The 19271-nt window shown below is 68.8% G+C and carries 17 protein-coding genes and 2 pseudogenes; 8 read left to right on the forward strand and 11 right to left on the reverse strand.

All coding sequences use genetic code 11. The features are described 5' to 3' along the window. Positions 1-16: 16 nt before the first annotated feature. Complete coding sequence (locus KGD87_RS27885; RefSeq protein WP_284663940.1) at positions 17-1648, reverse strand: methyl-accepting chemotaxis protein; 1632 nt, start codon at positions 1646-1648, stop codon at positions 17-19. A 483-nt stretch (positions 1649-2131) separates the two neighbouring features. Between KGD87_RS27885 and KGD87_RS27890 the strand changes: the two genes are divergently transcribed. Next, positions 2132-2500 (forward strand): helix-turn-helix transcriptional regulator, encoded by a 369-nt coding sequence (locus KGD87_RS27890; protein WP_163781142.1) that lies wholly within the window; start codon positions 2132-2134, stop codon positions 2498-2500. 18 nt (positions 2501-2518) lie between these two features. Here KGD87_RS27890 and KGD87_RS27895 read toward each other — a convergent pair whose 3' ends face one another. Genes KGD87_RS27895 through KGD87_RS27910 form a run of 4 tightly spaced genes read right to left on the reverse strand, consistent with a single transcriptional unit; the run spans position 2519 to position 7460 of the window. Continuing rightward, positions 2519-4045: a response regulator gene (locus KGD87_RS27895; protein ID WP_284663941.1), complete on the reverse strand. Its 1527-nt coding sequence runs from the start codon at positions 4043-4045 to the stop codon at positions 2519-2521. Beyond that, positions 4038-6089: an ATP-binding protein gene (locus KGD87_RS27900; RefSeq protein ID WP_284663942.1), complete on the reverse strand. Its 2052-nt coding sequence runs from the start codon at positions 6087-6089 to the stop codon at positions 4038-4040. The genes KGD87_RS27895 and KGD87_RS27900 overlap by 8 nt, the downstream gene beginning before the upstream one ends. Beyond that, positions 6086-6790: a hypothetical protein gene (locus KGD87_RS27905; protein ID WP_284663944.1), complete on the reverse strand. Its 705-nt coding sequence runs from the start codon at positions 6788-6790 to the stop codon at positions 6086-6088. Before KGD87_RS27905 ends, KGD87_RS27900 begins: the two co-directional genes overlap by 4 nt. 7 nt (positions 6791-6797) lie before the next feature. Next, complete coding sequence (locus tag KGD87_RS27910; protein ID WP_284663946.1) at positions 6798-7460, reverse strand: cobalamin B12-binding domain-containing protein; 663 nt, start codon at positions 7458-7460, stop codon at positions 6798-6800. Positions 7461-7758: 298 nt separating this feature from the next. On the opposite strand from KGD87_RS27910, the gene KGD87_RS27915 reads away from it, so the two are divergent. From KGD87_RS27915 to KGD87_RS27925, 3 genes are read left to right on the forward strand one after another with little or no spacing between them, the layout of a single operon-like run. Then, positions 7759-8244, forward strand: coding sequence for an RNA polymerase sigma factor (locus tag KGD87_RS27915; protein WP_163781150.1), 486 nt, complete (start codon positions 7759-7761; stop codon positions 8242-8244). Further along, positions 8241-9032: an ActD-like protein gene (locus KGD87_RS27920; protein ID WP_284663949.1), complete on the forward strand. Its 792-nt coding sequence runs from the start codon at positions 8241-8243 to the stop codon at positions 9030-9032. Before KGD87_RS27915 ends, KGD87_RS27920 begins: the two co-directional genes overlap by 4 nt. Continuing rightward, positions 9032-9640, forward strand: coding sequence for a peptidase (locus KGD87_RS27925; protein WP_284663950.1), 609 nt, complete (start codon positions 9032-9034; stop codon positions 9638-9640). Before KGD87_RS27920 ends, KGD87_RS27925 begins: the two co-directional genes overlap by 1 nt. Before the next feature lie 21 nt (positions 9641-9661). On the opposite strand, the gene KGD87_RS27930 is transcribed toward KGD87_RS27925, so the two are convergent. Continuing rightward, positions 9662-10123 carry a DUF6748 domain-containing protein gene (locus tag KGD87_RS27930; protein ID WP_284663951.1) on the reverse strand — a complete coding sequence of 154 codons (462 nt, stop codon included), beginning with the start codon at positions 10121-10123 and terminating at the stop codon, positions 9662-9664. Positions 10124-10333: 210 nt separating this feature from the next. Here KGD87_RS27930 and dnaN point away from each other — a divergent pair, with 210 nt between their 5' ends. Beyond that, the gene (gene dnaN / locus KGD87_RS27935; protein ID WP_284663952.1) at positions 10334-11440 is read left to right on the forward strand and encodes a DNA polymerase III subunit beta; all 1107 of its coding nucleotides are present in this window, start codon (positions 10334-10336) and stop codon (positions 11438-11440) included. A 100-nt stretch (positions 11441-11540) separates the two neighbouring features. Further along, a complete protein-coding gene (locus tag KGD87_RS27940; RefSeq protein WP_284663953.1) occupies positions 11541-12902 on the forward strand; it encodes a hypothetical protein in 1362 nt (453 codons plus the stop codon). 82 nt (positions 12903-12984) lie between these two features. Here the strand turns inward: KGD87_RS27940 and KGD87_RS27945 are convergent. The 5 genes and pseudogenes from KGD87_RS27945 to KGD87_RS27965 all read right to left on the reverse strand — a co-directional run. Further along, a pseudogene (locus tag KGD87_RS27945) lies at positions 12985-14212 on the reverse strand (IS3 family transposase); the annotation flags it as partial. Between the two features lie 139 nt (positions 14213-14351). Next, a complete protein-coding gene (locus KGD87_RS27950) occupies positions 14352-15209 on the reverse strand; it encodes a nucleotidyl transferase AbiEii/AbiGii toxin family protein (protein WP_284663954.1) in 858 nt (285 codons plus the stop codon). Further along, the gene (locus KGD87_RS27955; protein WP_284663955.1) at positions 15206-16126 is read right to left on the reverse strand and encodes a type IV toxin-antitoxin system AbiEi family antitoxin domain-containing protein; all 921 of its coding nucleotides are present in this window, start codon (positions 16124-16126) and stop codon (positions 15206-15208) included. The genes KGD87_RS27950 and KGD87_RS27955 overlap by 4 nt, the downstream gene beginning before the upstream one ends. Positions 16127-16786: 660 nt before the next feature. Then, positions 16787-18046 carry a DUF1990 family protein gene (locus KGD87_RS27960; RefSeq protein WP_284663957.1) on the reverse strand — a complete coding sequence of 420 codons (1260 nt, stop codon included), beginning with the start codon at positions 18044-18046 and terminating at the stop codon, positions 16787-16789. Then, on the reverse strand, positions 18043-18675 hold the full coding sequence (locus KGD87_RS27965; protein ID WP_284663959.1) for a DUF1990 family protein: 633 nt from the start codon (positions 18673-18675) through the stop codon (positions 18043-18045). The genes KGD87_RS27960 and KGD87_RS27965 overlap by 4 nt, the downstream gene beginning before the upstream one ends. 83 nt (positions 18676-18758) lie before the next feature. Between KGD87_RS27965 and KGD87_RS27970 the strand changes: the two genes are divergently transcribed. Then, positions 18759-19088 carry a hypothetical protein gene (locus KGD87_RS27970; protein ID WP_284663960.1) on the forward strand — a complete coding sequence of 110 codons (330 nt, stop codon included), beginning with the start codon at positions 18759-18761 and terminating at the stop codon, positions 19086-19088. 67 nt (positions 19089-19155) lie between these two features. Further along, positions 19156-19269, forward strand: a pseudogene (locus tag KGD87_RS27975) (double-CXXCG motif protein); the annotation flags it as partial. Positions 19270-19271: the final 2 nt, after the last annotated feature.

A 19271-nucleotide genomic window follows, 5' to 3' on the forward strand; every position in this document is an offset into this window, starting at 1 on the left:
GCGTGGCGCGCACCATTCACCCCCGCGCCGTGAAGCGCCCGGCCAGCTCCTTCAGCTTGGAGGCCCGTGCCCGCAGGTCCTCCACGGAGCGGGCAATCTGCCGCACGCCGGCCACCGACTCCGTCGAGCTCACCGAGAGCGCCTGGATGCTCCCGGCGATGTGCTCCCCCGACTCGGACTGGCGCGTGTTCTCGTCCGCCATCCGCTCCACCTTGCCGCCAATCTCATTCACGCCGGCGAGCAGCCGCGACAGCGCGTCTCCCGCCGCCGAGGACAGGCCCAGTCCTTCTTGCACCGCCGTGGTGCCCTGGCGCATCAGGTCCGCCGCCGCCCGCGTGTCCGCCTCGCTCCGGCCCAGCAGCGTCTGCACCTGCCCCGCCGCGTCCCGCGTCCGGTGCGCCAGCTTGCGCACCTCGCCGGCCACCACCGCGAAGCCCTTGCCGTGCTGGCCCGCGCGCGCCGCTTCAATCGCGGTGTTGACCGCCAGCAACTGCGTCTCCTCCGCCACCTGCTGGATGAGCCGCAACATCTCCGCCGTCACCCGGCCGGAGCTCTGCAACCGCTCCACCGTCCGTGCCGCCTCCTCCACCACCTCCACGATTTGCGCCATCTTCCGCAGCGCCTGGCCCACCGCCGCGCCCCCCTCGCGCGCCACCTGTCCGTTGTCCGCCGCCGTCTTCGCCGCCGTGCGCGCCGCCTCCGCTCCCTGGGATACGCGCGCGCTCATGTCCTGCACCGTCCGCGCCGCGCGCTTGAGCGAGTCCGACTGCTCCCGCGTCGTCGCCGACAACGCCTCCGCGGAGCTTCGGATGCGCTCCGCGTCCGCCGCCGTGGCGCCCGCCGCATCCACCAGCGCCGCCACCACCTCGCGCAGCCCCGCCACCATGGTGTTGAAGGCCGCCGCCAGTTGGCCCACCTCATCCGAGGAGCGCACCGCCACCCGGGTCTCCAAATCTCCGTGCGCCACCCGGTGCGCCGCCCGCGCCAGCTCGCGCACCGGCCGCACCACCCGGCGCGACAGGTAGGCGCCGGCCAGCAGCGCGAGCACCAGCGCGCCGCCCACCGCCAGGAGGATGCGCTGGCGCACCGCCGCCACCTCGCGCTCGAGGTCCTCCACGTACACGCCCGTGCCCAGCACCCAGCCCCAGGGCGCGAAGAGCTTCACGTAGCTCTCCTTCGGAATGGCCTCCGGCGAGCCCGGCCGCGTCGCTTCGTAGGACACCGCGCCTTCGCCCCGCGCTCGCGCCAGCGTGACGATGTCCACGAACACCGGCTTGCCGCGCACGTCGCGGTAGCCCTTCAAGTCCTTGCCCAGCATGTCCGGCAGGTGCGGATGCATCACGAGCCGCGTGTCCAGGTCGTTGACCCAGAAGTACTCCACCCGCGAGTAGCGCAGCTGCTCCAGCAGCGCCGCCGCCTGCGCCTGCGCCTCCTGCCGCGTCAGCGCGCCCGCCCGCTCCCGGGCCTCATGGACCTCCAGCACGCCGTAGGCCGTCTCCACCGCTTGCCGCAGTCCCAGGATGCGGTCCTCGCGAAGCTGCTCCCGCAGCTGCGGCAAGACGAACCCCAGGATGACGACGAGCAGCGGCAGCGCCACCACGCCCATCGCCACGCACAGCTTCACCAGCAGATTCCGGCCGACCGCCATCGGCCCCCAGCGTACCCGCCGGCGCGTCACCGCGCTCGTTCACCTGAGTCTGGAAACACCCCCGGTATGCGCCCATCAAGGATTCGCACACCCGGTGAGGTCTCCCGTCCTTCATCAAGCCCTGTATTTCCAGATAGATATGAGGCGTGGTGAACCGCTTATGCGCACGCTGGAAACATGAACCAACCCTAGAGGGCGGGACAGCGTGCAGGACTCGACGGAACCGTAGGAAAGTCGCCGCACAACGCATCAGGTTCTCCCGCCACCCCGGTGACGGCGTGGGTTCGGACGGCTCGCGGAGGTCCCTCCCCCGGCGTTCTCCGTCGAGAAAAGGCCCCCGCCGCGCGTCGTGGATGGACTCCGCGAGTCCACCTCGTGCACAGCAACCCTATGGGTGGACAATTGGAGGCTGACCCGACAAGTTCTGTCTGTCTGCCCCCATACGTCCTATGCCAGCGGCCAAACGTTTCGGGTCGGTAAGGCATGGACAAGAAACTCGCAACCACCATCGGAGCTGCCGCGCGCGTTGCTCGCACCCGCCTGGAGCTCACCCAGGCGGACGTGGCCGAGCGTATCGATGTGGCCACCGAGGTCTACGGGCGCCTGGAGCGCGGCGGAATGCTTCCCAGCGTGCAGACGCTGCTGAAGCTGTGCCACGAACTGCACGTCTCCGCGGATGAGCTCCTGGGGCTCTCCGCGAACGCCGTCAACGGTGTCGCGCGCCCCGGCGAGGCGCCCACCGCTCCGCAGGAGCGCCCCGAGGTGCGGCGCCTGCTGCGCACCGTGCGTCCGCTGGAGCCCGCGAAGGTGAAGCTGTTGGGACTGGTGGCCAACGCGTTGAACCGCCGCTGACCCTGTCGCTTCAATCCCTCACAGCTCGGAGAGGATTTTGTCCAGCTCGTCAGGCTTCACGGGCTTGATGAGATGCCGGTCGAACCCGGCGCGCAGCGCCTGGTCCCGTCCCTCCGGGTCGCCGTAGCCCGTCATGGCCACCAGCCGGATGCCGTTGCCCACCTGGGCGCGCAGCGTCTGCGCCACCCGGTAGCCGTCCAACCCGGGCAGGCCAATGTCCACCAGCGCCAGCTCGGGTGGCTGAGACACCGCGAGCGCCACGCCCTGGAGGCCGTCCGGCGCCACCGTCACCTGGTGGCCCCACAGCTCCAGCAAGTCGCGCATGGCCTGGCGCGCGTCCGGGTTGTCCTCCACCACCAGGACGCGCCGGGCGCGGCGGAGGTCCACCGCGTTGCGCGCGGGCGCGGGCGCGCCCAGCGTGAGGTCCAGCGGCAGCTTCACCACGAACTCGCTGCCGTGGCCGGGGCCGTCGCTGCGCGCCGTCACCTCGCCGCCGTGGAGCTGGACCAGCTTGCGCACCAGCGTCAGGCCAATGCCCAGGCCACCGCGCGTGCGCTCCAGCGAGGTGTCCGCCTGCGCGAACAGCTCGAAGATGTGCGGCAGCACCTCCGGCGGGATGCCGATGCCAGAGTCCTTCACCCGCACCACCGCCTGGGCGGAGCCGTCCACGCCTTCCTGTTCCACGCGCAGGTGGACGCGGCCCGCGTCGGTGTATTTGAGGGCGTTGTCGAGCAGGTTGGTGAAGACCTGCTCCAGCCGCGTGGCATCCGCCCGCAGCCAGAGCGGGCCGGAGGGCAGGGTGACGTCCAGGCCCAGCCCGCGCGAGTCCGCCAGGGGCTGCACGACCTGGAGCACCTGCCGCAGCACGGGCACCAGGTCCACGTGGCCTGGGCGCAGCTCCACCCTGTCGCGGGTGATGCGGCTGACGTCGAGCAGGTCATCCACCAGCCGCGCCAGGTGGGTCGTCTGGCGCTGGATGATGCCGCGCATGCGCGCTTCCTTGTCATCGCGGGTGGGCCTGCGCTCCAGGATGCCAATGGCCGTCATGATGGCGGCCAGCGGGTTGCGCAGCTCGTGCCCCAGCATGGCCAGGAACTCGTCCTTGCGGCGGTCCATCTCCGCCAGCTCGTTGGCGCGGTGGCGCGCCACCTGCTCCGCGTGGCGCAGGCGCAAGAGCGACTTCACCGTGGCGATGAGCTCCGCGCCCTCGAAGGGCTGGGTGAGGTAGGCGTCCGCGCCGCCCTCCAGGCCGCGCACCTTCTTGTCGGAGGTGACGAAGGTGGCGGAGGTGTGCAGCACCGCCATGGAGGCGGTGTGGGGGTCGGCGCGCAGCCGTTCGCAGACCTCGTAGCCGCTGATGTCCGGCAGCTTCACGTCGAGGATGACGACGTCCGGGCGGTGTTGCTGCGCCAGCAGCAGCGCGGCCATGCCGGTGGCCGCCTCCAGCACGTTGTAGCCCGCCAGTGACAGCAGGCGGTTGACGAGGTAGCGATTGGCGTCGTCGTCGTTGACGTTGAGGACGGTGGCCAGAGGGGGCTCAACCACGGCGGTGCGCCTCCTGGTGCAGGGACTGGGAGCCCAGGCCGGCCTTGGACAGCGCGTCCCGGATGCGGGTGATGGCCACCTCGCGGCTCAGCGTGTGCTTGGCCAGGATGGCGGTCGTCTCCTTCGCCAGCCGCGTGCGCTCGTCCTCCTTCAGCTCGTGCGAGGTGTGGAGGATGACGGGGACCTCCCGCGTGCGCGGGTCCGCCTTGAGCTCGTCCAGCACGTCGAAGGCGGTGATGTCCGGCAGCACGAAGTCCAGGAAGATGAGGTGCGGAGACTGCTCCCGCGCCAGCCGGACGCCGTCCTTGCCGCCAGCGGCCTCCAGCAGGACGTAAGGCATGTCCTTGAGGAGCTGCTTGAGCAGGTAGCGGTGCACGTCATCATCGTCGATGATGAGGATGCGCTCCACCGGCCCGGTGCGCGCCATGGCCTGCAGCTTGCGTTGCAGCCGCACCTCGTCCACCGGCTTGAGCCAGAACTCGTCGGCGCCCAGCGCGCGGGCCTTCTGCTCGCGGTCCGTCACCGTCACCACGAGGATGGGGATGTCGCGGGTGGCCTCGTTGTTCTTCATGTCCGCCAGGAAGCCCCAGCTCGTCTCGCCCTCCAGCATGACGTCCAGCACCATGGCGGCGGGGCGCACGCGCTCCAGCACGCGCCGCGCCTCCTCCGTGCTGCGCACCGGCAGCACCTGGAAGCCGGAGCGCGCCAGGTACTTCTCATAGAGGAAGAGCGTCTGCCGGTCGTCCTCCAGCACCAGCACCGGGGCCCGGCTGGGGTCCAGGTGCTCGCTGCGCTGGGTCAGGCCCGTCATCTCCGTGACTTCCATGTGGACGCGCGGGAGGGTGACGGTGAAGGTGGCGCCCTGGCCCAGCGCGCTCTTCATGGTGAGCGTTCCGCCCAGGAGCTCCGTCAGCCTGCGTGCCAGCGGCAGGCCCAGGCCGGTGCCCTTCGCATGGCGTTGCAGGTGGCTCTCCACCTGCGCGAACTCCTCGAAGATGCGCGCGTGGTGCTCCGGCGCGATGCCGATGCCCGTGTCCTGCACGGTGAACACCACCGTGTCCCGCGGGCCGGGCGCGGCGGAGACGGTGACGTGGCCGGACTCGGTGAACTTCAGCGCGTTGGACACCAGGTTGCGCAGCACCTGGCTCAGCCGTGACTCGTCCGTCTCCAGCTCCAGCGGCGCGTCCGGCTCCACCAGCCGCAGCTCCACCGGGGAGTCAGGGGGCAAGAGCGGCTTCATCATGCCGCGCAGCGCGCTGAGCACGTCATGCACCACGAAGCGGCTGTGGCGCAGCACCGCCTTGCCGGCCTCCATCTTGGAGAGGTCCAGCAGGTCATTCACCAGCTCGAAGAGCGCCTCCGCGGAGTTGCGGATGAACTGGACCTGCTTCTCCTGCTCGCCGCTCAGGGGGCCATTGATGGGGTTGAGCAGCACCTTCGACAGGCCGAGGATGGAGTGCAGCGGGGTGCGGAACTCGTGGCTGACGTTGGTCACCACGCGGCTCTTGATTTCCGCGACCAGCTGGAGGCTTTCGGCCTTCTCATCCAGCGCGGTGTGGAGGCTGCGCACGCCGCGGTTGGACTCCTCCAGCTCGCCGTTGAGGCGGGCCAGCTCGTCCGCGCGGCGCTTGAGCTCGCGCTGCTGGCGCTCCGTCTCCCGGTGGAGCGTGGACACCTCGCTCAGGGTGGTGCTCACCCGGTCGAGCGCGCTGCCGTAGTCCTCCGGCACCAGGCTGCCCACCAACAGCACGCCCCCGTCATGGGGCCGGGCGCGGAAGGCGAAGGTGGAGGGCGTCTGGTCGCGGCAGAGGATGAGCTCCCAGCCCTCTACCTTCTCGTCGCGCGCCTGGAGCAGCAGCCGGTCCACCTTCTCCTCGGTGCCCTGGGCCGCCAGGGCGCGCAGGGGCTTTCCGGGCTCGGCGGCCAGGACGTTCCGGGCGCGGGCGTCCACCCAGGTGAGGGTGCCTCCCGCGTCGCAGGCCAGGGCGACTTCGCGGCTGAGGTCGTCGAAGAACAGTGGCTCGGTGGGGGCGAGTTGCCTCATGAACGGGTCTCCTCCCAGGACACGCCTGCCTCGGCGAGGAGCGTCCGTGCTTCGGGGTGACGTGAGCCCAGCACGGCCTTCAACATGCCCAGCACACTGGGAAATGCCAGGAGGCCAAAACCGCGACGGGGCCAGAAGCCGGCGTACCAGCGCACATGGTCGCCCAGCAGGTCGGACTTCCCGGCGGCGAGCGCGTCAGCCACGTAGGAAAGCTGCAACTGGAGCTCCTCCTCCAGGCGGGGCTGGTCCTCGGGGATGATGTAGAGCGTGAGGCGCGCCGTGGCGGCGCGGGCGAGCTCGGGCGCCTCCTCTTCCAGCAGCTGGGCCGGACCTTCCAGATAGCGGAGGGCCTGTCGCGCGGCGCTCACGTAGCCGTGGGGGGTGCTCCCGGGGCCCCAGCCCTCCGTGGCCAGCGCGGCGGCCAGCCCGGCGAAGTGCTGGTCCAGGTGGCGCGAGCACATGCCACGCGACACCAGCAGGGTGCGCAGCCAGCGGGCGTAGCCCTCCAGGACGGAGACGCGGTGTTCGTCCAGCGCCTGCACCAGGTAGCGGACGTGGAAGCGCGCGTCCTCGTCACCGAAGCGGCGCGCGCGCTCCAGGCCGTAGCGGGCGGCCCAGAAGGGGTCCTGATAGAGCGCCTCCTGAGAGGCGGTGGCCAGCCGGTCCGCCCGTGCTTCCACGCTCTTGCTCACGCTCTCCATGGTGCCTTCAGACTCCCAGGACCCGGCAGGCGGACGCGACGAACTCCCGCGCGTCCTTGCCGAAGAAGTTCACACCCAGCGCTTCCTCCAGTCCGCGTGCCCAGTTGAAGGCCAGGCCGCCCACGGCGATGGGGACATCGGGGAGTGTCTTGCGCACGTGCGCCACGGCTTCGCGGAGCGCGGGCAGGTGGTACGTCATCGTCACGGAGAGGGCGACCAGGTCCGGGCGAAGCTCGGCCGCCATTCGTGCCAGGTGCTCCGGTGGAACGTTGGCGCCCAGGAAGCGCACGTCGAAGCCGGCCATCTCCAGGAAGTCGCTGGCCATGCGCGCGCCCATTTCATGCAGCTCGCCCCGGACGCAGGAGACGAGGACGACCTTGCCGTTGAGCGGGTCCCTGGGCAGGTGCCGGTACAGGTGCGCGAGCGCGAGCTGGGAGACGGCGGTCGCCAGGTGCTCCTGCGCCACGGAGATGCGGTTCTCCTGCCACAGCCGGCCGATTTCGTACTGCGCGGGCTGGATGACCTCCAGGTGCAGCGTCTGGAGGGGGATGCCCCGAAGCAGTCCCTCGTCCACGAGCAGCCGCAGCGCCTCACGCCGGTTTCCGGCGAGCTGCGCTGAGAGATACGCGTTCAGCAGGCCGGTCAGGGCGGAGTCGTTGGCGGTGAGCACGGGCGCGATGGAGGGCAGGTCGAGGGGGCAAGTATCGGGGTTGCGTTTCTCAGTTACAGCGAACCCGCCCCGATTTCATCGCCAACCTGACAGTGCTCGGCCCTTCTTGCTCGCGCTCGTGTGCCTGCTTGCTTGTAGCTTTTACCGAATAGAACGGGCGGCATTGTACCTGGGTACATGGACACTGCGCTGATTCCAGGGAAGCCCCCGGGAAACACGGGACTGAAAAGTCCGGGTGACAGTTCACCGAGGCCGCGGTGTTTCCCTGTCCGCGGCAACCGAGGGAGGCGAGCAAGCGGTGTCAATCGATGTGGAGGCCTACTACCGGCGCTATGGCCCCCAGGTGCTCCGGCGCTGCCGCTTCCTCTTGCGTGACGAGGAGAAGGCCGTGGACGCCATGCACGACGTGTTCGTGCAGTTGCTTCGCTACCAGGGCGCGCTGAAGGACGCGGCGCCGTCGAGCCTGCTGCACCGCATTGCCACCACGGTGTGCCTCAACAGGCTGCGCGGCGCGAAGCGGCGCCCGGAGGACCGGGAGGACGAGCTGGTGCTGCAGATTGCCTCCGCCGAGGACCCCGAGTCCCGCGCCGCCGCGCGCGGCCTGTTGGACAGGCTCTTCGGCCGGGTGCCCGCGTCCAGTCAGGACATCGCCGTGCTGCACCTGGTGGATGGGATGACGCTGGAGGAGACGGCCCGCGAAGTGGGGCTGTCCGTGTCCGGTGTGCGCAAGCGCCTGCGGGCGCTGTCGGCAGTGCTGCAAGAGCTGGAGCTGGAGGCCGCATGAAATCCGCCCACCACCGCACCCCGGATTGGTTGCTGGAACGAATCGCCCTGGGCGAGCTGCCGCCCGCGGAGCTGGAAGCCGCCCGCGCCCGGCTGGCCGAGGAACCCGGCGGCCTGGCCCGGCTCGCCGCCCTGGAGGCCGACACGCGCGCCACGCTGGAGGCGCTGCCGCCCGCCCGGGTGGCCCGCGAAGTGGAGGCGCGCGTGGCCCGGCGGGACGCGCCCCGCCCGGCCTTCCGCCTGTCGCCCGCGTGGGGCCTGGTGCCGGCGCTCGCCGCGGTGGCGCTGGTCATGGTGGCCCTGCCTTCCTCCGAAACAGGGCAGGGCACGGCCCCGGGGGACACCCGGGAGGTGACGCGCATCAAGGGGCTGGCGCCGCAGTTGGTCATCCACCGGCAGTCCACCGCCCGCCCGGAGCGGCTCGCCGACGGGGCCGCCGCCGCCGCGGGGGACGTGGTGCAGGTGGCGTATATCGCCTCGGGCCGCTCGCATGGCGTCATCGTCTCCCTGGATGGCCACGGCGCCGTCACCCTCCACGCCCCGGAGGAGGGCCCCCAGGCCATGGCCCTGGTGCCGTCGGGGACGCAGGTGCTGCCGCGCGCCTACGAGCTGGATGACGCCCCGGGCTTCGAGCGCTTCTTCTTCGTTTCGTCCGACGCGCCCTTCGACGTCGAGGTGGTGCTGGCCGCCGCGGAGGCGTTGTCTGGAAATCCCGACGCTTCCTCGGCACCGCTGTCCTTGCCCGGGAACTTGACGCAGGCCTCCCTCACGCTGGAAAAGCAGGAGTGATGAAATCCTTTGCGCTCCTCGCATTCGGGCTGTGGGCGGGGACAGCCGCCGCCAATTCCCGGTACGCCCCCCGCCTTTCACTGATGGGCGAGCGGGGCGCCTTCGCCCAACAGGTGGGCGAGGACGTCCCCGAGCCGACCTCACGGGGGCTGCGCCGGGGGTCCACGCACATGGAGTTCTGGGTGAGCGACATCCAGGTCTCCAACATGGGCGTGAAGCTGGGCGGCGGCGCTGTCTACTTCACGCTGATGGCGGGCCTGGGGCCGGGCCGCGACGCGCGCTTCAGCTTCGCGGCGGGCGTGGGCGGGCACATGACGCTGTCCCAGCGGCTCTGGGTGGACCTGGACGTGACGGGCGGCGCCGTCCAGCCGGTGCGCAACCCGCTGGAGGGTGACGGTGGCAACGTGCTGGGGCAGGCCCGGTTGATGCTGGGCTTCCAGTTCCTGTCGCGTCTGGCCGTGTTCGCCGGGCCCACGTACAACGCGTGGTTCTCCTGGGGCGAGTCGGACTTCGACGCCATCACCCGGTTCTCCTTCCGGGAGAACCATCCGGAGCCGGATCAACGCCTCCAGCACTGGCCCGGCATCCAGGTGGGCCTCCACATCTGAGGCCCGCCCGGAAGGGTGGTTTCAGTTTTCGACCTTGCTGGCGCGCAGGACGGTGGCCGCGCCCGCGGGGCCCGCGTTGGGCCGCGTCTCCAGGGTGCCCTGGAGCTTGAGCCCGGTGCCGTCCAGCGTCTTGCGGATCAACGCCTCCGTCTGCGCGTCCGAGCCCTTCGTCACCGCCGACAGCTCCAGCTCGTGCACGGGGATGGGCTCCGCGTCCGGCGTGTCCACCGGGAAGGCGTTGTAGGTGGGGCAGGGCGGGGCGAAGCAGCGCACGCCGCTGTCCTTGACGATGTAGACGGTGCTCTCACCCTGTTGGGGCTGGGAGTCATTGCTGGGCGGTGGGCTCATGGGGGGCGTTCCGTTCTCGCTGGAGGAGGGGGGCTTCTCGCTCGCCGCTGGCGAGGACGTCGCGGCGGGCGGCTTGCTACATCCGGAGACGAAGCCAAGGACAAGGGCGGCGAGCACCAGTGAGCGGTTGTTCATGACGGGCTCCAGGGGAGGAAAGTGGCGCCAGTGTGCTCCGGCTCGCCGCCAGGGGCCAGTCTGTCTCGCGAATTGATGACTGGCGGTCAGTTGCAGGTGGACATTGATGCTCCTACGTCGCTCAGGGTTCGTTGACGGACTGGAGTGCAGGGGCTACATCCGGCCTCGTAGATCGGCCTTCGCGGCCGAGACCCGTAAGGACGCCCTCCGATGGAATTCCGCATCGCCGCCGACGAGCTGAAGAAGGCCCTCTACCGCGCCCAGGGCATCGTGGAGCGCAAGACGACGATGCCCATCCTGGCCAACGTGCTCGTCACCGCGAACAAGGGCGGCATCACCGTCACCGCGTTCGACCTGGACATCGGCGTGGTGTCCGAGCACCCGGCCGAGGTCATCAAGACGGGCGCCGTCACGCTGAGCGCCAAGTACGTCTTCGACATCGTCCAGAACCTGCCGGACGCGCAGGTCACGCTGAAGAAGCTGGCCAACAACTACGTGGACATCTCCAGCGGCTCGGCCCACTTCAAGATCGTGGGCATGGCGGCCGAGGAGTACCCCAAGCTGCCGAAGGAGGAGAACGCGCCCCTGGTGCAGGTGGGGGGCAACACGCTGCTGGAGATGATCAAGAAGACGCAGTTCGCCATCTCCAGCGACGAGACGCGCTACATCCTCAACGGCGTCTTCTTCGAGCCCCAGGCCAACGGCAAGGTCCGCATGGTGGCCACCGACGGCCACCGGCTGGCGCTGGTGGAGCGCGACCTGCCGGGCGACTTCAAGCTCAAGAGCGGCGTCATCATCCCCCGCAAGGGCCTGATGGAGCTCAAGCGCCTGCTGGACGAGGCGCCGGACGCGGAGTGCCACCTGGGCTTCGCGGAGAACTCGGCGCTGTTCAAGAAGCCGGGCCTCACCATGGTGATGCGCCTCATCGACGGGCAGTTCCCGGAGTACCAGCGCGTCATCCCCAAGGAAGGGGAGAAGGTCGTCCTGGTGCCCAAGGTGCGCCTGCTGGAGAGCCTCAAGCGCATCGCCCTGTTGTCGGCGGACAAGAGCAACGCGGTCCGCATCGGCCTGGAGGAGAACCAGCTCATCATCACCGCGAGCAACCCGGACCTGGGCGAGGCCAAGGACGTGCTGGAGCTGGCCTACCGCGGCAACAGCATCACCATCGGCTTCAACGCTCGCTACTTGATGGACGTGCTCGCCGTGACGGAGACGGACGAGGTCTCCTTCGAGCTGGGTGACGAGCACAGCCCGGGCGTGCTCCACGCCCCCGGCGACCGGAGCTTCACCGCCGTCGTCATGCCCATGCGCGTGTGAGTCGGCCAGGGCCCCTTGAGCGGGCCCGCACCGTTCACTCGTGACGCGTCGGGCCCCGTGGGGGCCTGACACCCGGCCGGTGCCTTCCTATGGTGAGGGCATGGCCACGCACCCGGACAACCTGCGCGCCCGGCTGGAGGACCGCGCGGACCTCCTGGAGGCCACGCGGCTGCGCTATCGCGCCCTGCGCGGCCTGCTGGCGGCCTTCTTCTGGAAGGAGCGGGTGCGCTCGCAGTTCGAGCTGCTCTTGGAGGTGGCGCGCGCGCAGCCGGAGGTGGACGCCACCCTGGCCGCGCTGAAGCGCCGCGCCGCCGCGGAGGGGTGGCCGGCGAGCGCCGCGCCCATGAAGCTGATGCGCGAGGTGGAGCGCCTGCGGGAGGACGTCCAGCGCGTGGCCTTCAAGCGGCTGCCCGCGCCAGGGCGGCCCGCGACGCTGGGCGAGGCGCTGCTGAAGCTGGAAGAGACGGTGCTGGAGGCGGGGCCGCTCCTGGGGCGGCACATCTGGGCGCGGGCGGTGGAGCTGCTGCCGCGCAACCTGCCGGAGCTGCGCGCCGCGTGCGCCGCCGCGGAGGTGTTCGAGCACGTCTTCAAGCGTCCCGCGCCGGAAGGGGGGCTGCCCTTCACGGCGGAGGAGGCGGAGGCCCTTCAGCGGGCCCTGCCGCTGGCGGAGGCGGCGCTGGCGGCGCTGTGGCAGCGGCTGGAGCACTTCGATACGCGCGGGCAGGTGAAGCGCTTCCTGCTGGCCCGAGTCTCTCGCGCGCCGCGGCGGGTGCCTCGCAGCGGGCCGGAGCTGCTGCTGCACGCGGCCTTCTGGCGGGGCGTGGCCTGGGCGCGGCTGCGCGGCGTGCTGGAGGCGCGCCTGGCGCCGGTGGTGCCCACGGACGCCGAGGTGCCGTCGTTGCTGGCGTGGCTGGCTGCGCGCGAGGGGCGTGGCGCGGAGCCGCGGACTGGCGGGCCTGGGCCGTCCGCGGCGCCTGGCCTGCAGCCACCCACGGGGGGGCTCAGGGGCGACGATTCGCGGATGGGCTGGCCCGTGGGGCACGCGAGCGCCGGCCGTCCAGAGGAGTCGGGCGGCGCGGGCGTGGATGTGGCCGAGGAGGTGCGGCTTTCGGCCTGCGAGGCTTTCGGTGAGGGCCGCGCGGGGCTCTTCGAGCTGGCCGCGCAGCTGGCCTTGCTGTCCCGCGAGCGTCCCGTGGGCGCCTGGAACGAGGAGACCGCGTGGGCGCGGCTGTGGAACGCGGCGCAGCGGGCTCGAGGCGAGCAGGGCGAGGACGTGGAGCGGCTGCGGGACGCGCTGCGGCTGTTCATCCTCCTGCGTGGCCAGGGCCAGACACCCGCGCGTCTGTTCTCGCCCGAGCGGGCGCGCGTACCCACGGCGGAGGCCGGGGCCGACGCGGGCTCGGCTGTGAAGGACCTGCCCGCGCTGGTGCACGCGGCCCGCGCGGCGGCGTGGCGCGGTTGATGTGCCCAAGTCTAGAGGTGGTCTCAGCATTGAGCGAGCAGGCATGGGTGCGGGGGGATGACTGGTGTAGTTGCCCCCGTCAAATCGGACAGCTCAGGGTTGGGAGTTAGCACTACGGAACTCGCGGGGTGACATCATCTTCAATCCGCGATGAGGGTGGCAGCGGTTGTAGTCGTCGCACCAGGCGGGCAACCGGGTGAGGACGTGGGAAGCGGAGGGCAAGTCGTTGACGTACACGTAGTCGCGCTTGAACGTCTTCACGAAAGCCTCGGCCATGCCGTTGCTCTCCGGGGAGTAGGCGGGCGTGGTGCATACCACCAGGCCCAGATTCCGGCCGAAGTCGCGCGTGTCCTTGGCCGTGTAGACGGGCCCGTTGTCCGACAGCCACTCCACCGGGTGCGGCACCCTCGAGGTGCCCGGGCCGAAGCGGGCCTCCACCGTCTCGGCCATCAAATCCTGAATGGTGAGGCCGGTGGGGTGCTCGACGGAGGCACGGTACGCGATGAGCTCCCGGTCGCAGCAGTCGAGGCTGAAGGCCACCTGGACGCGCTCGCCGTTCCAGCAGCGGATTTCGAAGCCGTCGCTGCACCAGCGCAGGTTGGACTTCAGCGTGATGATGGTGCCCTCGTGGGTACGAGTAGGCTTCCCTGTGTGCCGCTGGAGGAGGAGTTGGGCGTCGCGCATGAGCCGGTACGCCCGCTTGTGGTTGACGGGCGACTTCCCCTCCGCCCGGCGCTGTCGGTTGAGGACGGCGCACGCCCTGCGGTAGCCGTACGTGGCGCGCTCCTGGGCGACGGCCTTGAGTCCCTCCAGCGCCTCGGCGTCGGCATGCGCGTCTGGGCGGCGGGGCTCCCGAGCCCCCAGGGGACGATGCAGGGTGGAGCGGGACACGCCGAGTGCCCGGGCCACCGCGCTCACAGGATGCCTCCCAGCTTCGACAAGGCCGCGGGCGACAATAGTTTTTTTTCGCGAGCCAACTCCACCGCGTCCCGGAGGACTTCCGCCTCCTGCGTCTTCTTGCCCAAGAGCCGCTGGAGCTCTCGCACCTGGGCCTTGATCGCCTGCACCTCGGACTCGGGCACCACGGCCTCCCCGGCCTGCAGGCCGGACACGCCGCCCGCCTCCTTCAGGTGCCTCCAGCGGAAAAGCTGGCTGGGGCTGATGCCGTACTTCCGCGCCACCAGGGACACGCTACTGCCCGGCGCCTCGCACTCAGTCACCAGGCGCAGCTTCTCCGCCGCCGAATACCGCCGACGGCGCTTGCCCTTCTCCGCCCCCTCAGGGGCTCCCTCTTGGCTCTTCTTCTCCATGCTCAGACTCGCTTATTAGCCGAACGAGCCTGTCCGACTCTTCAGGGGGCTACACCAACTGGCCTCTGATCGACGTGGAGGGGATGGCCATGTTCGAGCCACGGAATCCCAGGTTGGAGACCTGGCAGTCCAATCCTTGTCAGTCAAGGCTGAGTTGTGCGACCAAGGCGCGCAATTCGAGCCATGCTTCCTCGAAGGGGATGAAAGTCCTCGCTGTCTGCTTGAGGCTGTCGTAGTCCACTCGGGCCAGTTGGCTTACTTCCGGATTGTCAAACGCGGCGTGTGATACGGGTACGCCACGAGCATGGGCTTTCCTGTGTAGGTATTCGGCGATTCGTATGTGGTTGATTTCTGGATGGGTTCGAACGAGCATTGCAATGTCTAGGAGGTCTTGACAACGATTACGCTTTCGAATCGGCTGCTGTAGCAGTGCACGTAGTTTTTCTGCGATGATGTCGTCCACTGTGCTCACTCGAAGACGCGCAAGCCCATGGATCTCGACGAGTTCATCTCCGCAGACGGGTTCGTTGAGACTGATGTCAATAGGAATGACAGCCTTCGAGGGGTCCCCTCGTGCGATGCGGTCGCGGTTGTTTAGGTCATCCTCAAGTGCAAACCCTACGCTCACCTGATAGGTCACGAATGTGCGGTTGGGACCCGGAGGCTGGCGGTCAATTTTTTGGATGCGGAAACTGATGCCAAGAGATCGACCTGTCTGCTCGAGGGCACGCCCTAGATGTTTTTGTATGTCATCTGCCGTCAGTCCAGATTCTATGGAGGAGAAGTCGAGGTCCTTCGTGCTTCGGTTTGGCTGCCAAACGAAGTCAAGAGCGTTTCCGCCTTTGAATACGAGGATTCTGCTGAGCCAGTTGGAACTGGCAATGGCCCGGAGGATGGCGCCCTGTGCGAAGCGATTACGCGCTTCTGTGAAAGGTCGAGAGTTTTCCTTGGCCCATGCTCTAATGTTTGACAAGGCCTCCGGATAGAGAGCCTTCATTCTCCCGCTCCAGGGTGGAGCGCCTCGATTGGGGCATTAATTGAGAGCTTCCACCGATCGTTGAAGGTAGGGGCGAACGGCTCACTGCCAGCAAGTCGGCTTGAGCCTCCTCGTTTGGCGAGGTGCGGCCACTCCTGGAGGGCCGCGTGGTGTAGTCCCAATTGCTCCATGACGAATCCGGTGCGTTGGCGCAGTACTCCTTGATTGAGAGTGTCGACGAACTCGACTAGAGCATCTACGTTCAGGACGTCACGCGCCTGCACCCATGCTTGGAGTACCTTTTGGAGCCCCCCACACCATTCTGGATGGGCGAGGCCATCTACCAGGGTTCGCTCAGGCGTCGTAACGCGAACAGGGTATCCGTGGGGGCGGTATTCCGCGGTGCCAAAATCGGAGGGCGCTGTACGTAGTCGATGCCAGTCAATAGATTGACCAAAAAGACTCTTAGGCATTCGTCCCCAGGCCGCCCACCCGGTTTCAGCCCAGTCTTCTTGCTGTATGCCAGGCGGGATCAGATGACTGCTTGGGCCGGAATGCACGACTGCATGGATCTCCTGCGGGAAGTCATCTGTAAGGCCATGGAAGGCCAGGGCGGTGATGTGGCTGAGCGCCGCAAATGGATGTGCTTCCATAAGCACCTCCTCAGCCCCGATAATCCCCGAGCGCCCATATGGCGCGAGTGCTTCGTAGACATGAGGACACCCTTCCACCAGGGCAAACTCATTTGAGTTCACCAGTCTGCTCATAATGGGGTGAATGGCCTCAAGGCTAGTGGGGGCGTCACGCCAGCGCCGATCCTCGGGCTTGGTTTGATGACTCGCTCGACGGAGCAGCAGGAGTGCGCGCCAATCGGACACGACTCTCCTGTTCTCTGCTGCTAATTGGTGAACCAGTGCCTTTCCATAGGTAAGCTTCATTGAGGTTGTTTATGCACGCCTTACCTTTCGTCCTTAGGACGAAAGGTAAGGCGTGCATTCGTAGTTGTCAAGAGCGGGTAGCATATTCGTCCCGATGACCACGCTAACGCTCATGGCGAGGTCGACTTCAGGGCGCGACCTAAGGAGCAGACTGGGAAGCAGGAGACCACGCCCGAACTCCGCTACTTCCTGATTCGCGACCTCTTTCGGCGGAGATGCCAGGAACACGAGCCTTGCCAAGTGCCTCCTCTTGGCCCACAAGGGCAGCAACCGACAGCGGGCTAGTTCAGCAACTCGCCGAGCAGTTGCGAACTGCTGGTGTCCTGTAGCCGACGATGCTGCTCGGTCAAGGTGTCAATCCGCATGGGATTTAAGGCTCGCGCATGAGCAACCTCGTCATGGCGGGTACTGAGCCCTGGCTCACGAAGCGCTCGAAAGCGGCTTCGGGGCCATCGGCCTTCCTTCCTCCCCCTGAAAGCGCCCTTGGCTAGCTCTCCAGGTATCTTGGCCCGAAGTCACCACTACCTACGAGTCCCACTTGCGAGATGGGGGCTGCGCGTCACCCACGGAAGCGGCCGAAGCTCAGGTTCGGTAATATCGGCAATCCTGAACATGCCGTGAGTCAGTCTCTATCATTTGCGGTGGAGGAGACGCGCGTGCTCACGTTGGCTGGAGTTCACCCTTGGAGACGGGCAGCAGCCGCGAGGCCAGGCCCGCGAGGAGGGCGTCCTCCGTCAGGGCCACGGCCACGTCCGGCACGCCCAGCTTCTTCGTGGCAGCGCGCCGCAGCGAATAGCAGGCCCAGCTCGACGCCAGCGCCGCCACGGCGCCCAGGGCCGCCGCGGCGAGCCGCATGCCGCGCTGACGCTCCGTGGTCACCGAGGCCGCGGCCAGGGCGCCCGACACCATCCGGCCCGTCAACGGCACGGCGCTGATGCGCGCGGGGGTCATCGGCAGCTTGTCCGCGATGAGCTCACCCACGGCGAGCAGCCCCAGCACGCGCGGCGTCCAGCGATGCGCCAGGGCCCGGGTGAGCCGGTCCGCGCTGTCAGGCTGCGTCTTCATCAGCCAGCGGCTCGCCAGCGTCGGCGCGCTCATGCTCCGCATCCCCGCCAGCACGCCCAAGCCCAGGGCCCTCAACCCGTGTCCTCGATTCATGGCCTCTATCTCCTCCTCCAACTGCGTTTCTCGCCGTCCTGGCGCCCGCCGCGCGAAGAACTGCACCGGGGCCGTCCCCAGCGCATGGCCGGAGTGCGCCAACTGGCCGTGGCTCGCGTGCTGGCCGACGAGCTCCGGGTGCTTCAACGCCAGCTCGCGCACCCGCACGTGGGTCAGTCGGTGCCACGCGCGCTGGTAGCGCGGGGCCACCATCGCGAAGCCCAGCCGGCTCCACCAGTTGGGGAACTGGCCGGGGCGCCAGGCCGCCTCGATGTGGAAGCGCACCTCGCCGCGCTCGTGGTCCTTCTTGAGCAGGAACCACTCGCGCCCGGCCTCGATGTGGCCATCGAGCGTCTCGAAGCTGAAGCCGAAGATGCTGCACGCCTCGCCGTGCTCCTCGCGCGTGCCGCCCACCCGCACGCCGCACAGGTAGCGCAGCTGCTGGCCCAGCGAGCGCAGCTCCAGCAGCACCGTGCGGCCCTGCATCGGCTCCTCGTCGGAGAAGTGCCAGGCGACGATGCGCGGGTCGGAGAAGTCGAAGGTCTCCAGCACCTGCTGGGCGCGCTCGAAGAGGCCGCCCGGGACAGGGCGCCCTGGTGGCTCGCGGCCGAGCACGCTCTCCGAGCGGACCTGGCTCCACCCGCCCTGCAGCGTCATCTCCCCGGAGACCTCCGGGAAGTTGCGCTCCAGCGTGCGAGCCCGCGCCAGCCGAGGCACCATTTCCGCTTCCGTCCAGCCGGAGAACCAGCGCCACTCAATCATTGTCTTCCGTCTCCCCGCGCCAGGAAGGTGGGCCCGTGGACGGTGTCGCCGCCGGGCGGTTCGCCCTCCAGCTCGGTGGTGTCCGCGTGGATGACGCCATGCACTCCGGTGCCGGCCGTCAGCGCGGCGCGCAGGACGAACTCGGTCCAGGTGTTGGTCTGCATGGCGTCTCCGGCGGTGACGAAGCCGAGGTAGTGGAACGTCGAGCCGGAGCGCGCCCGGCTGCGGATGTGGAAGATGACATCGCCGCGCGCGTTCCGGTAAGCGCCGAAGGTGATGCGGCCCGCCTCCGGGTGCCCGTGGAGCGTGCCGAGCGTGAAGCTCTGGGCGTCCTGGTGGATGACGCGCACGGCGGAGGTGCCCGCGCCCTGAATCTTCACCGTCAGCTCTTCGTCCAGCGCCAGCGGCTGGCCTTCGCGCTCCTGCTGTTTGCGCTCGAAGACGCAGAGCTCGGCGGGCGCGAACTCGGCGAAGCGCACGGCCACCCAGCGCATGAGCTCCTCGGGAGAGACCCGGCAGTGCTGGATGACCGCCCAGTAGTCGCGCTGGAGCAGGGGGCCCGCGCCCTCTTCAGGGAGCTGAAGGTCGCCTGACTGGCCGGCGTCTGTGTGCATGGACTCGTTCGCCATCTCGCCCTTTGCCTCCATCGGTCACACCATGATGGGGACCTCTCCGCCGGGCTGCATGGCGCCGCCTGACGGAAGAGCGCTGCATGCGGCGGGCCTGCCTGCCCGCCCTGGGAGGGAGCATGGAGACGGACGTCAACCCGGCGAGCCGGGCGTCGGAGCAGGACTACAGGGACGTGCCCCCGGTGGTGCGGGCCGAGCACGCCGAGCCGTCACTGACACGGTTGATTGAGCAGCAGACGGCGAAGGTGCCCTCACACGTGTTCCTGGTGGCGAGCCTCGCCGCGATGGCCTCGTCCTTCATCCTGGAATTGACGGGCCGCTCGCGCCCCAGTCGCTTCATTGGCCAGTGGGTGTCGCCCCTGCTGGTGATGGGCGTCTACAACAAGCTGGTGAAGATTTTCGGGCCGCGGTGACAGGTCCGCGTTGTCTGAAGTGGAGAGGACACGGTCGCCAGCGAGGGGCGCGAGCGGCGGAGGACGAGTGTTCCGGCTCGCGAACTTCGCGACGATGATCATCGGGACCGAGCGGCTCGTGGATGCGGTGAGGCGCCTCGGACTGGAGGGAGTCGCTTGTCGTGAGCTCCCCACCCGTTGACG

It is taken from the genome of Myxococcus sp. SDU36 (genome assembly GCF_030168875.1).
GTDB classification, from domain to species: domain Bacteria; phylum Myxococcota; class Myxococcia; order Myxococcales; family Myxococcaceae; genus Myxococcus; species Myxococcus vastator.